At 62.4% G+C, this 12,086-nt stretch carries 8 protein-coding genes; 3 read left to right on the plus strand and 5 right to left on the minus strand.

Annotated elements, in window-relative coordinates:
- Window positions 1-44: 44 nt before the first annotated feature.
- The 4 genes from EU811_RS11335 to EU811_RS11345 all read right to left on the minus strand — a co-directional run bounded on the left by EU811_RS11335 (window position 45) and on the right by EU811_RS11345 (window position 3,572).
- On the minus strand, window positions 45-782 hold the full coding sequence (locus tag EU811_RS11335) for an amino acid ABC transporter ATP-binding protein (RefSeq protein WP_024817418.1): 738 nt from the start codon (window positions 780-782) through the stop codon (window positions 45-47).
- Window positions 779-1,543, minus strand: coding sequence for an amino acid ABC transporter permease (locus EU811_RS23905; RefSeq protein WP_202979309.1), 765 nt, complete (start codon window positions 1,541-1,543; stop codon window positions 779-781). Before EU811_RS23905 ends, EU811_RS11335 begins: the two co-directional genes overlap by 4 nt.
- Window positions 1,544-1,555: 12 nt before the next feature.
- Window positions 1,556-2,506 (minus strand): ABC transporter substrate-binding protein, encoded by a 951-nt coding sequence (locus tag EU811_RS23910; RefSeq protein WP_202979310.1) that lies wholly within the window; start codon window positions 2,504-2,506, stop codon window positions 1,556-1,558.
- A gap of 355 nt (window positions 2,507-2,861) precedes the next feature.
- Complete coding sequence (locus tag EU811_RS11345) at window positions 2,862-3,572, minus strand: 3'-5' exonuclease (RefSeq protein ID WP_142938514.1); 711 nt, start codon at window positions 3,570-3,572, stop codon at window positions 2,862-2,864.
- A 66-nt stretch (window positions 3,573-3,638) separates the two neighbouring features.
- On the opposite strand from EU811_RS11345, the gene EU811_RS11350 reads away from it, so the two are divergent.
- The 3 genes from EU811_RS11350 to EU811_RS11360 are packed head-to-tail and all read left to right on the plus strand — an operon-like array spanning window position 3,639 to window position 10,893.
- Window positions 3,639-4,055, plus strand: coding sequence for an MGMT family protein (locus tag EU811_RS11350; RefSeq protein WP_142938515.1), 417 nt, complete (start codon window positions 3,639-3,641; stop codon window positions 4,053-4,055).
- Entirely contained in the window at window positions 4,052-7,393 is a 3,342-nt protein-coding gene (locus EU811_RS11355) for an ATP-dependent helicase (RefSeq protein WP_142938516.1), read from the plus strand. The genes EU811_RS11350 and EU811_RS11355 overlap by 4 nt, the downstream gene beginning before the upstream one ends.
- Window positions 7,390-10,893 (plus strand): ATP-dependent helicase, encoded by a 3,504-nt coding sequence (locus EU811_RS11360; RefSeq protein ID WP_142938517.1) that lies wholly within the window; start codon window positions 7,390-7,392, stop codon window positions 10,891-10,893. Before EU811_RS11355 ends, EU811_RS11360 begins: the two co-directional genes overlap by 4 nt.
- 18 nt (window positions 10,894-10,911) lie before the next feature.
- On the opposite strand, the gene EU811_RS11365 is transcribed toward EU811_RS11360, so the two are convergent.
- Window positions 10,912-12,057 (minus strand): macrolide 2'-phosphotransferase, encoded by a 1,146-nt coding sequence (locus EU811_RS11365; protein ID WP_223940559.1) that lies wholly within the window; start codon window positions 12,055-12,057, stop codon window positions 10,912-10,914.
- Window positions 12,058-12,086 lie beyond the last annotated feature (29 nt).

Below are 12,086 nucleotides of genomic sequence, written 5' to 3' on the forward strand. Positions count from 1 at the left end.
CGGGGTTCTTTGTACGTGGTGCGTGTCCTGTTGTGAACAGGTCCTTAGAGGACGTCCGAAAGGAAGCCCTGAAGGCGTTCCGTTTGCGGGTTGGTGAACAGCTGCTCCGGAGGGCCGGATTCAACCACCACACCGGCGTCCATGAAGGTCACCACGTCGGAGACATTGCGGGAGAAGCCCATTTCGTGGGTCACCACCACCATGGTCATGCCTCCTTGGGCCAGGTCCGTCATGAGGGCAAGGACGCCCTTGACGAGTTCCGGGTCCAGTGCGGAAGTGGCTTCGTCGAAGAACATCACCTCGGGCTTCATGGCCAAGGCGCGCGCTATGGCTACGCGCTGTTGCTGGCCACCGGAGAGGTTTGCCGGACGCGAGTCAGCCTTGTGCTTCAAACCCACCAGGTCCAATTGGGCCAGGGCTTCGTCGCGTGCCTGCTCCTTGGACATGCCACGGAGCTTACGCAGGGCCAAGGAGATGTTCTCTGCCACAGTCTTGTGGGGGAACAGGTTGAACTGCTGGAACACCATGCCAATACGGCGGCGCAATTCGTCCGGATTGTCCTTGAGGACCGAACGTCCGTCCAGGAGGATGTCGCCTTGGTCCGGTTCGATCAGCCGGTTCATGACGCGCAGGAGCGTGGACTTGCCCGAGCCGGACGGGCCGATCACCGAGGCCGTGGTGCCCTTCTCAACATGCAGGTCAATGCCGCGCAGTACGTGGTTGCTGCCAAAGGACAAATGGATGTTCTTGGCTGTCAGTGTGCCTGATGCAAATTCGCTCATGCCTGGGCTCCCTTTCCTACCACGGCTGCTGCCTCGTCCGGTTCTTTCTTCTCCGGCCGGCCGGAGCGCATGCGGGCGTCAATCCAGTTCACAAAGTGCGTGAGTGGAATGGTCAGCGCCAGATAGAAGATGGCAGCGGCCACGTAAGGGGACAGGTTGCCGCTGTTGGCGGCTGCGTCCTTGCCGATCTGGAAGATTTCACGCTCCGTGGCCAGAAGACCGAGCATGAACACCAGCGAGGATTCCTTGATCAGTGCGATGAACTGGTTCACCAGGGCGGGCAGAACGCGGCGGATGCCCTGGGGTACCACCACCAGGCGCATGGACGAGCCGTAGCTGAACCCGAGGGCCCGGGTTGCTTCGAGTTGTCCCTTGTCCACGCTCTGGATGCCTGAACGGAAGATCTCACCGATGTAAGCGCCCGACATCAAGGACAGTGCCGCGATGGCCATGGGGTACGGGCTGGTTGAACCCGTGAGTTCGCGAATGATGGGGCCGAAACCGAACCCGATCACCAGGATGGTCAGCACCGGTGGAAGCCCGCGGAGGATGTCCGTGTAGATGCGGGCTATCCACCGTGCCGCTGCGTTCCGGGAAATCCCCATCAGGGCGAGCAGCATCCCGAGAGCAGTCCCGATGATGCCTGAGACGACAGCCAGGACGATGGTATTTGGAAGGCCGACGGCGAACATCTTGGGGATGACTTCGCCCATTGCCTCCCAGTCAAAGAAGGTCTCGGCTAGTTGATTGAGGATATCCATGGAACGCCCTGGTTACTTGGCGGGGAGCTGGACGGCCTTGCTGCCCGGCTTCCAGCCCTGGGGGGTCTGCTCGGCAGCAGTCGGACGGTCCTTATACCACTCGGCCGTGAGCTTGGCCCAGGTGCCGTCGGCAATGACAGCATCCAAGCCGGAGTTCAAAGCGTCGATCAGCGGCTGGTTGTCCTTGTTCACGGCGTATGCAGTGAAGTTTTGGGTGTTGACAACCTTCTCGGCGATCTTGGTGTTATCGCCTTCCTTGACCTGGCCTTCGGCCTGCTGGGAAGGAGCAACCCACGCGTCGATCTGGCCGTTTTTCACGTTGCCGTAGACCGTGTTGTAGTCAGGGAAACGGACTGGCTCAATCTTGAGCGTGTTCGTCATGTAGTCGTCCTGGACGGTGCCCTGGACGACGCCGATGCGCAGGCCTTCCTTGACGTCGGCGAAGCCGGTGACCTTGGAGTCGTTCTTGGTCACGATAGCCATGTAGCCGAAGTCGTAGCCGTTGGTGAAGCCGACCGTCTTGCGGCGGGCGTCCGTGGTGGAGATGGAGGAGGATCCGACGTCGAACTGCTTGTTGCCCACCTGGGACAGGAGCGCGGAGAAGTCGGTGGATGCAAACTCCACCTTAAGGCCCAGCTTGTCGCCGATGGCCCGCAGGAGCTCATTGTCGTAGCCGGTGAACTTACCGGAAGGATCGATGAAGATGTTCGGCGGGGCGTCTGAGAGGGTGCCTACGCGCAGGGTGCCGTCGGTGATCAGGCCCAGCTTGGTCTTGTCGATCTTGTCCAGAGGCGTCACATCGGCGGTGGTGAAGGTATCGAGCGATTTCTGGTCGCTGCCAGCCAGCGCATCGGTGGGGGAGCCGCTGGGCTCGGAGGTTCCTCCACCGCATGCTGCCAGGGAAATCACCAGGGCTGCGGCCACGGGGGCAACAGACAGCCACTTAGGGGCTTTGAATTTCATGAAGAAATCACTTTCATCGGGTAACGGAGACGTTTCGCGGTGGGCGGGGAATGCGGCAGCAGAAAAGCAGCAGAACAAAGGTTGGCTGCCCTAGCAGACTTCAACCCGCCAAACTTAATTATGTCACCAGCCCACTAGCCCGCGGTGAATCGAAGAAGTGAATGCCAGCAATCGAATTAACCGAACAAAGTTCCCATCAGGTGCCCGATGGACTCTGGACTATTCCGGGTTCGAGGCCTCGTCTGGAATCTCCGCGCGGCCAGTCCCACCTTTTAGGTTCCCGAATTCGCTGTGACATGCGTCGCAAAAAGTAATGCCTGGCGTGCTTCCTGTTCTACCTGCCGTGCTTCCTGTTTTAGAAGCCGCACCGGCTGGCGTCCTCAGGCGGCAGCACCGGCCACTCACCCTCGATCACGGCGGTGGGCTTGCTCCGCCGCAAGTATTGCTGGAAATCAGCAGCCTGGGACGCCGCCCAGTCTACTTGCAGCTGATGCAGTGTGGACGCCGGCATCTGCAGCTTGGGAAACTTGCCGGCCATGGCATCCAAAACGCGGAGCGTAGCCAGCGCATCCGCCGCGGAGGTATGGGCGTTTGTCAGGTCCACGCCGTATTCCTCGCACAAAGCGGTGAGGGTGCGCTTTCCCTTGCGGTAGCGGTCCACTTGCTTGTTCATGACATAAGGATCCAGCACGGGGAAACGGCTCAGTTGGGGAACACCGTAGCGGGCAGACTCTGCCGCCAACACGGTGAAATCGTAACTGGCGTTGAAAGCAATGACGGGAGTGCCGTCGTCGAACAGTCCTTGGAGCACCCCGGCGACTTCGCGTGTGACTTCTGCTGCCGGGCGGCCTTCGGCGCGGGCCTTCTCCGTGGATATTCCGTGCACCTCACTTGCTTCGAGCGGGATCTCCACCCCTGGATCTGCCAACCACTCGTGCTCTGCGATGAGCTCCCCGTGAGCATCCACTACTGTGATGGAAGCGGTGACGATCCGCGCTGACCGCGAGTTTTTCCCGGTGGTCTCGAGGTCGAATGCGGCACGGGAGAGGGTATTCCAGGAACTCATGCCTTCAAGCTACCGGCTGGGTCCGACACTCTTTGGGCACGACACTCCTGCCGTTACGCTGAACACATGCGGATGGAGTATGTGACGGCGGTTCTGGCCGTTGTAGACCTTGTTCCGTCAGGCTCGGCGGTCTCCTATGGTGACGTCGCGGAGCTCCTGGGTGCTGGCGGACCGCGGCAGGTGGGCGCAGTCATGAGCCATTACGGTAGCTCTGTGGCCTGGTGGCGCGTGCTCAGGGCCAGCGGGGAGGCGCCTCCCGGTCACGAGGTTGACGCGTTGAAACATTACCTGCAGGAATCGACCCCGCTTCATGGCGCGTACGAGGCATTCCTGAGGACGGGGGAAGGCCGTTGGAGGGTCGACCTGACAGCAGCACGCTGGGCGCCTTCGGATGGCGACTTCGATCAACTTGATGTGATCTCTGACCAGTTGGAGCGTCAACTCCATAAATTGTCGGTGCCCGATGATGAAATGACTGTGTGACCGCCACTCCTGCCAAAACCCGCCAAGCACCGGCAGCCCTCCGCCTGCTCCCGCCGCGTGAGACCCACTACGCGGCACCCGTTTTGTCCCCGGATCAACGTGCAGTCGTTTCCCTCCCGCAGGGGAGCGGCCCCGTCCTGGTGCCCGGCGGGCCTGGGACGGGCAAGTCAACGGTGCTGGTGGAATCGGCAGTCCGCCGTGTTCGTGAAGACGGCCTGGACCCGGAACAGATTCTCGTTCTCGCTCCCGGGCGCCACGCCGCCGCTGCCTTGCGCGACACCTTCACAGGGCGCCTGGACCGCAGCCTCAGTACGACGCCGGCACGCACCTGGGCGTCGTACGCTTTCGACGTCATCCGGCGGGCAAAGGCTGAAGGCATCCTGCCGCTGTCGCGGCCACCGAAGCTTCTGTCAGGCCCTGAACAGGACCTCATCATCAAGGAACTGCTGGAAGGCCACTCCCGTCCCGGCTTCCATCTGCCTTGGCCGGAGGACCTCGCAGCAGCACTTCCTACCCGCGGTTTCCGTCACGAGATCAGGCAGCTATTCGACCGCATCATCGAATCGGGGCGCACCGCGGATGACTTGGTGGGGCTTGCCTACGAGTGCGGACGCCCTGATTGGATGGCGGCGGCCCAGCTGTACAGCGAGTACCGGGACGTCCTGGACCTCCGCATGCCGGAGGCGTTTGACCCCGCCGGGATCATCACCACGGCACGGCAAATTTTCCAAGACTCGCCGGAGTTCCTCGCCGCCGAGAGGCAACGCCTCCAACTCATCCTCGTGGACGACGCCCAGGAATCAAATCCGGCAGTATTCGAACTCCTTGCCGACATTGGAGAAGGCAAGGATGTGGTGGTCACCTACTCACCGGACACGGTAGTGCAAGGTTTCCGCGGCGCACGCCCGGACTTGGTTTCAGAGTTGCCATCGCTGCTGGGCGGCACCCAGCAATCCGTCCTGGAACGACCCTTATCGGCGACCCACCGGCATACGCCGGAAGTAGCCGAGGCGTGGATGCGGGTAGCGGCCCGCATCTCGCAGCGTTCCGGTGGTCAGCTGGCCAGACAGATGGAACAACCTCAACATCCGGAAAGCCCACGTGAGGCGACCGTCGGCGATGGTCGCGTAGAAGGGCACGTGCTGCCGTCCGCAGTCCACGAGCTCCGGTACGTCGCGCAGCGCATCCTTGAAGCGCAACTGCGGGAATCGCGGGAGTTCAGCGACATCGCAGTGATCGTGCGGAACGGCGGACAGATCTCTCAGTTGCAGCGGTATCTGAGCGGCCAAGGAATCCCGGTGCGCGTTCCCGTCGCGGACTCAGCTGTCCGTGACGAAGTCGCTGTCCGCCCGCTGCTGGAGGCTTTTGCCGTTGTTCTGGACCCGGCAAAACTCACACCGGAAACTGCAGTATCCCTCCTGACATCGCGGATCGGAGGCGCCACTGCCATCGAATTGCGGAGGCTGCGGCAATCCCTACGCCGCGAGGAGCTTTTGGGAGGCGGCGGCCGCTCCAGCGACGCTCTGTTGGTCGAAGCCTTGCTCCAACCGGGGGCACTGGCATCGCTGGGAATTGAAGGCAGCTCTGCCCGCAGGCTCGCCCGTATGATCGCGGCCGGTACCACTGCTGCCGCCGAGCCCGGCGCCAACGCGGAATCTGTTCTGTGGGCCTTATGGCACGCAACGGGGTTGTCATCGCGTTGGTCGGAGATGGCACTTGAAGGGGGCAACGCGGGGGCGCGCGCAGATCGGGACCTTGACGCCATGATGGCTCTGTTCCACACAGCCGAGCGCTTTGTCGACCAGCTGCCCGGTTCCGGTCCAGAGCAATTCCTCGACTACCTGCTGAACCAGGAACTGCCCATGGACACCCTTGCCGCACGGGCACAGCTGGAGGCATGCGTGGAGATCATGACTCCGGCGAGTGCGGCGGGCCGGGAATGGCCGGTGGTAATCGTTGCAGGCCTCCAGGAAGGAGTGTGGCCCAACACGCGCCTCCGTGGAGAGCTGCTGGGCAGCACCGTCTACGCCGATGCCGTGGAGCATGGAGTGGACTACGCCCTCCGGCGTGGACCCCTCAGCAGGCTCCGGGATATCCGCTACGACGAACTCAGGAGCTTCTCAACAGCCGTGTCGCGAGCCCGTGAAGTGTTGATTTGCACTGCAGTGTCTTCCGAGGACGAACAGCCTTCTGCCTTCCTGGACTACGTGGCCCCGCTCGCATCCGGTGAGTACAAACGCGGTTATACAGCTGTTGACCGTCCCATGACCTTAAGGGCACTCGTTGCGGAACTGAGGCAGCATGCCCAGGCAGAAGACGAAGCACCCGGGGAATCCCGTTCCGCGCACGAGGCGGCACGGATATTGGCCAGGCTCGCCACTACGGACCCGCCGGTTCCGGGGGCGCACCCGGACACGTGGTGGGGTTTGGCGCCACTGAGTTCCCAGGCAGCCGTCGTGCCGGCTGGCGGTACGGTCTCCGTCTCGCCGTCCAAAGTGGAAGCTGTCCACAAATCCCCGTTGGACTGGTTTGTCCAAGCAGCCGGCGGGGAAGCGGCCACCGACTTCGCACGCAGTCTGGGCACGTTGGTCCACGCCATTGCGCAGGAGCTTCCCGAGGCCTCGGGAGCCGAGTACGTCGCCGAACTCGTCCGCCGTTGGCCAAGCTTGGGCATGAAGGATAACTGGGAGGGGAAACTTGATTTCCAGCGGGCGGAACTCATGGTCCGGAAGTTGGCCCAGTATGTGCTCATCATGCGCAACGACGGACGAAGCTTGCTGGCAGTAGAGCACGACTTTGAAGTTCAGCTTCCTGATGTCACGGTTGATGCCGTTGGCGTCAGTGGTCCTGAAGCTCTTGAAGAGGTGGCCGTACGTCATGCGGTATTACGCGGCCAGGTGGATCGCCTCGAAATAGATTCGGAGGGCAGGCTTGTGATTGTGGACCTCAAGACCGGCAAACGGCAACCCGGCAAGGCCGAGGTTGCCCGGCACCCGCAGCTGGGTGCCTACCAGGCTGCGGTCCTCAAAGGTGCTTTCCAGGACGCTGCAACGGGACAGGGGCTCACTGATACCGGGGCAGGAACAGGCTTCGCTCCCGGTGGCGCCGTGTTGGCCCAGCTTGGGACCAAAACAAAGAGCCCCGGAGTGCAGCAGCAGGATCCATTGGATCCGGCAGAGAACTGGGCAGAGAGCCTGGTCAACGAGGCGGCCACGCTCATGGCAGGGTCAACGTTCGATGCACGGCACGACCCCGGCAAGTCAGGGCATGGCGGCCATGGATGCCGTCTGCCCGACATTTGCCCGTTGTGCGCCCGAGGAAAGCAGGTCACCGAATGACAACCGAGCTCCTGGACGGCTTCGCCTCCAGCCCCCTGGGTGTAGAGGCAGTCCCCGCGCCCAGATTTTCGCCTTCCGAACTGGCCGGTATCCTTGGCGAGAAGAACCACCCGACACCCGAGCAAGCGGCGATTATTGCCTCGCCCCTCTCACCCCGCCTGGTGATCGCTGGAGCAGGTTCCGGCAAGACGGCCACCATGGCCGACCGTGTGGTGTGGCTGGTGGCCAACGGCTGGGTGCGTCCGGAAGAGGTTCTGGGGGTAACGTTCACCCGGAAAGCTGCTGGCGAGCTGGCGAGCCGGATTCGGTCCAAGCTGGCCACACTCCAGCGGATCGCGGCGGAGGACGACGGCAGCATTGGCTTCCCGGAGGGGCTCGTCGGTGCTGACGAGCTCGAACCCAAAGTGTCCACTTACCATTCCTACGCAAGCGGCATTGTGTCGGACTACGGCCTGCGGTTGGGCATCGAACGGGACGTCGTCTTGCTTGGCGGTGCACAGTCCTGGCAATTGGCCAGCGAAGTGGTGGAGGCGTACGACGGCGACTACGAACACTTCACCGCCGCAAAGTCCACCCTCGTAAATGCAGTCATCCAGCTGGCCGGAGAGTGCGCGGAGCACCTTCAGGACCCCGGGGAGGTGCGCGAGTGGGTTCTGGAACGCGTTGAGACCTTTGAGCAGCTTCCTTATGTGGCCGGGGCCAAGAAGAATCCCAGCCAGGCCGCGGGAGACCTCGCGGCTATGCTCCGGACCCGAGCCAGCGTTGCCGACATGGTGGTTCGCTATCAGGAGGCCAAACGTCAACGCGGGGTCCTCGATTTCGGCGACCTCGTGGCGCTGGCAGCGCGTATCGCCAGTGACATTCCGCTCGCTGCAACCACTGAACGTGCCCGCTACAAGGTGGTGCTCCTGGACGAGTTCCAGGACACCTCCCACGCACAGCTTGTCCTCTTTTCACGCCTTTTCGGCCAGGGTCACGCAGTTACCGCGGTGGGAGACCCCAACCAGTCGATCTATGGGTTCCGCGGCGCTTCTGCAGGGCAGCTCTTCCACTTTGTGCAGGAGTTTCCCGTGCAGCGCTTGGACCCCTCCGGAAGCGATGGTTCCTTCTCCATTGCACCCACCTCTTATCTGACCACTGCCTGGCGGAACGGCAGAAACATCCTCGAAGCCGCCAACACCATCGCAGCGCCCTTGAACAGGGCGGCAGCATCGGAGGGTCCGGCAGGGGACAGGAAGAAAGCCGGTAATGTCTCAGTCCCCGCTTTGGTACCCAGCCCTGCAGCGGTGGATGGGAGTGTAGTGATCGGTCGCTTCGGCACGGATGAGGACGAGGCCGCCGTCATAGCCCGCGATGTCCGTCGCTATCAAAGAACTGTTTTCGAGGAGGAGAAGGACGGCACCCCCGTCAAGCCCACCATGGCGGTCCTGTGTCGCCGGCGGGCGCAGATGGAGTGCCTCCGCCGGGAGTTCGAACTCCAGGGCATTCCCTACGAGATCGTTGGACTTGGCGGCTTGCTGGACACACCGGAGATCGTGGACCTGGTGGCGACGTTGCGGGTCCTCGCCGATCCGGGACGTTCCGATGCTCTGATGAGGTTGTTGGCCGGGGCACGATGGCGGATTGGTCCGGCAGATTTGATGGCGTTCAGCGACTGGTCCCGCTTCCTGGCCCGTCGCCGGTCGACCCCGGAAGCCCGCCATGACACTTTCGAAGACAACGAAGAACCCGCAGCAGTCGTGGTTGAAAGCGATATCACCGATGCCGCAAGCCTCGTGGAGGCCCTTGATTTCCTCCCCCGGCCGGACTGGACTTCAGGGCATGGGCGGAGCCTGAGCCCTGCCGCCCTGGATCGACTGACCAGCCTTGCCTCGGAGCTCCGCTCGCTCAGGAGCTACATCGGAGACGACCTCACCACACTCCTTGGAGAGGTGGAACGTGCCATGCTGCTGGACATTGAGGTTGGCGCCAAACCAGGAATCAGTATTCACCAAGCACGCCGCAACCTGGATGCATTCCAGGATGCAGCAGCAGGGTTCCTGCAGACTTCACAGCGTATTGATCTGCTGGCGTTCTTGTCGTGGCTTGAAGCCGCGGCCTCAGAGGAAGGCGGCTTGGATGTGGCCCCCGCTGAGACCAACCGGGAGGCGGTGCAATTGTTGACTGTCCATGCCTCCAAGGGCCTGGAATGGGACGTGGTTTTTGTCCCTGGACTCAATGCTGGTTCTTTTCCCAGCAGCAGGGATTCGAGGTGGAGCACCGGCGCCGCGGCCTTGCCGTGGCCATTGCGGGGCGATCGTGCTGACCTTCCCCAATGGGACCTGGAGCAGCCTGACCAAAAAGGATGGTTGGACGCCGAGAAGGACTTCAAATCCGAGGTCCAGCATCACGGCGAGGCAGAGGAGAGGAGGCTCGCGTATGTTGCCTACACCCGTGCCAAATTTGTCTTGTGGGCCTCCAGTGCTGCTTGGAACGGCTCTCGATCGGGAATGGCCGGAATGTCCTCCTTCCTTTCCGAACTCGCACCGCTTGCCGGAATGGCTGCAACGGCAGAGGGCGCCAGTGTCACTCATTCGCAGGGCAGTGCTGTGGTCCATCCCCAATCGGTAGCCGAGGAGGCCTTGCCCGAGGAAAGCCCCTTGACCGCAGTGCTCGAGGTAGCCCAATTTCCCTATGACCCCTTGGAGGGGCCTTCGGACCCACGGACCGGTGCCCGCCTGAGGCTTACCCCAGGCAGAAGGCTGGCCATGGATCAGGCTGCGGCCATGGTTCGTCGATACATGGAGGAACCCGGCAAGGATCCTTCAGGCGACCTAACCGGTGCGGCCGGGAAGTGGGCACAGGAGGCAGAACTCCTGCTGGATCGCCAGCGCCAGCTGAAAACCGTTCAGGATGTCCACTTGCCCAGCCATATCTCCGCTTCACTTTTCGTAGATTTGGGGGCTGACCCGGCGGCCGTCTTGCACCAGCTTCGCAGGCCGGTGCCCCGTGAACCGGGCATTTCGGCCCGCAAAGGTACGGCCTTTCATTCCTGGGTGGAGGAGTACTTCGGGACAACGGGCATGTTGGACCTTGATGAAGCGCCGGGTTCGGACTCCCATCTTGATCAGGCCTACGGGCTGGATGACATGGTGGCGGCGTTCAAGAAGTCCGAGTGGGCCCAAAGGGCTCCCGCTTTCGTCGAAGTACCTGTGGAAACCCGGATTGGCGACGTCGTAGTACGCGGGCGCATCGATGCCGTGTTCCGTGATGCCGACGGCCGTTGGCAGCTCATTGACTGGAAGACCGGACGACGCCCGGCAGGTATACAACTGGCAACCCGCGCGGTGCAGCTGGCTGTTTACCGGCTCGCATGGGCTCGACTCAAGGACGTTCCCCTGGAGGACGTCAGCGCTGCCTTCTACTACGTTGCGGATGACGCCGTCGTACGCCCACACGATCTTGGCAGTGCCGAGGAGTTGGAGCTGATAGTCGCGAGGGCGTTGAAGAGCGGCAGCTGAATGACCGAAGCCCGGAATTCAGGAACGTTCGGCCGCGCGAAGCGGCGTTACGCTGACCACGCTGATCGCGGCAGTCGAGGTCTCGTCATACTTTGGGGTAGTGCCGCTGTCTCCGTTCTGGGAGCTTTCCGACTCGCCTGCATCCGGAATCGCCGCGACACTGACAGCGGGAACGCCCGCCGGGGAATCTGAAGCCCTCAGCATGGCGGCTTCATTCTCAGCGGCTAGCGCAGCTTCTTCATCGCGGCGCATCTGCTCATCAATGTCGTCGGCGAGTGTCTGCAGCATGGATTCTGCCTCGGCCGTCATGCTCTGGTGCCCAGCCGCCATGGCCTTGACTAAATACTGGGCGAGGGCAAACTCGGCCAGCAGCGCCGCCCGGCGGAGAAGGTGGGCGTCAGGGACGTCCCGTCGGGCCTGGGTGTAGTCGTTCAGGACCGCCTCAACAAATGATGCTTCGTTGGACGCCACCAGCCAGGCGAAATCATCCGCGGGATCACCGATCCGCAGGTCTGTCCACCCCGTCAGCGCTGTCACGGTGTCGTCCTGCACCATGAGGTTGTCCTCGTGAAGGTCCCCATGGACTACTGAGGGATTGAATCGCCAAAGGGCGACGTCTTCAAGGGCATGCTCCCACCGACGCAACAGTGTGGCCGGTATCTTGCCGGTGGTTGCTGCCTGGTCCAGCTCATTGAGTTTTCGTTGCCGGAACTCATTTGCCGAGTAGCTGGGAAGATCCGCGTTGATGACCAAAGTCAATGGAAGGTCGTGAATAGCCGCCAGAGCTGTGCCCACTTCCCGTGCCAGGGCGGGGCTGCCGGCTGAAAGTTCTTCGATCGAGAGCATTGAGCCTTGCAAGTGCGTGTAAACGAACGTCGTCAGGGCACCTTGCCGGACTGTGCCGGCAATGGTGGGCACGTGAAAGGGAAGTTCGGCACGGATTGCCGGCGCGAAGGCGCGCAGCACCATGAACTCGGTTTCAAGCCGCGTGCTTGCCTCCGGATGGCGCGGTGAACGAACCCGCCAGCGTTTACCCTCCGCATCGAGCAGCAACGCTGAGTCGAAGTCAGCGTCATCGTCGGGGGAGTATGCTGCGGCCGTCGGCGCCAGGCCGGGCACCGCCGCGGTTGCTATGGCGGCCAGTTCGAGCGGTGTTCTTCTCACGTTCTCCACGGTAGATTGAGTGCGGCCTG

Source organism: Arthrobacter sp. TS-15 (assembly GCF_006964045.1).
In the GTDB taxonomy this organism is placed as follows: domain Bacteria; phylum Actinomycetota; class Actinomycetes; order Actinomycetales; family Micrococcaceae; genus Arthrobacter.

Bases quoted from the DNA above. Each gene is read 5' to 3' on its own strand.
- EU811_RS23910 (WP_202979310.1), bottom strand. From the start codon at position 2,506: ATGAAATTCAAAGCCCCTAAGTGGCTGTCTGTTGCCCCCGTGGCCGCA.
- EU811_RS11335 (WP_024817418.1), bottom strand. From the start codon at position 782: ATGAGCGAATTTGCATCAGGCACACTGACAGCCAAGAACATCCATTTG.
- EU811_RS11360 (WP_142938517.1), top strand. From the start codon at position 7,390: ATGACAACCGAGCTCCTGGACGGCTTCGCCTCCAGCCCCCTGGGTGTA.
- EU811_RS23905 (WP_202979309.1), bottom strand. From the start codon at position 1,543: ATGGATATCCTCAATCAACTAGCCGAGACCTTCTTTGACTGGGAGGCA.
- EU811_RS11350 (WP_142938515.1), top strand. From the start codon at position 3,639: ATGCGGATGGAGTATGTGACGGCGGTTCTGGCCGTTGTAGACCTTGTT.
- EU811_RS11345 (WP_142938514.1), bottom strand. From the start codon at position 3,572: ATGAGTTCCTGGAATACCCTCTCCCGTGCCGCATTCGACCTCGAGACC.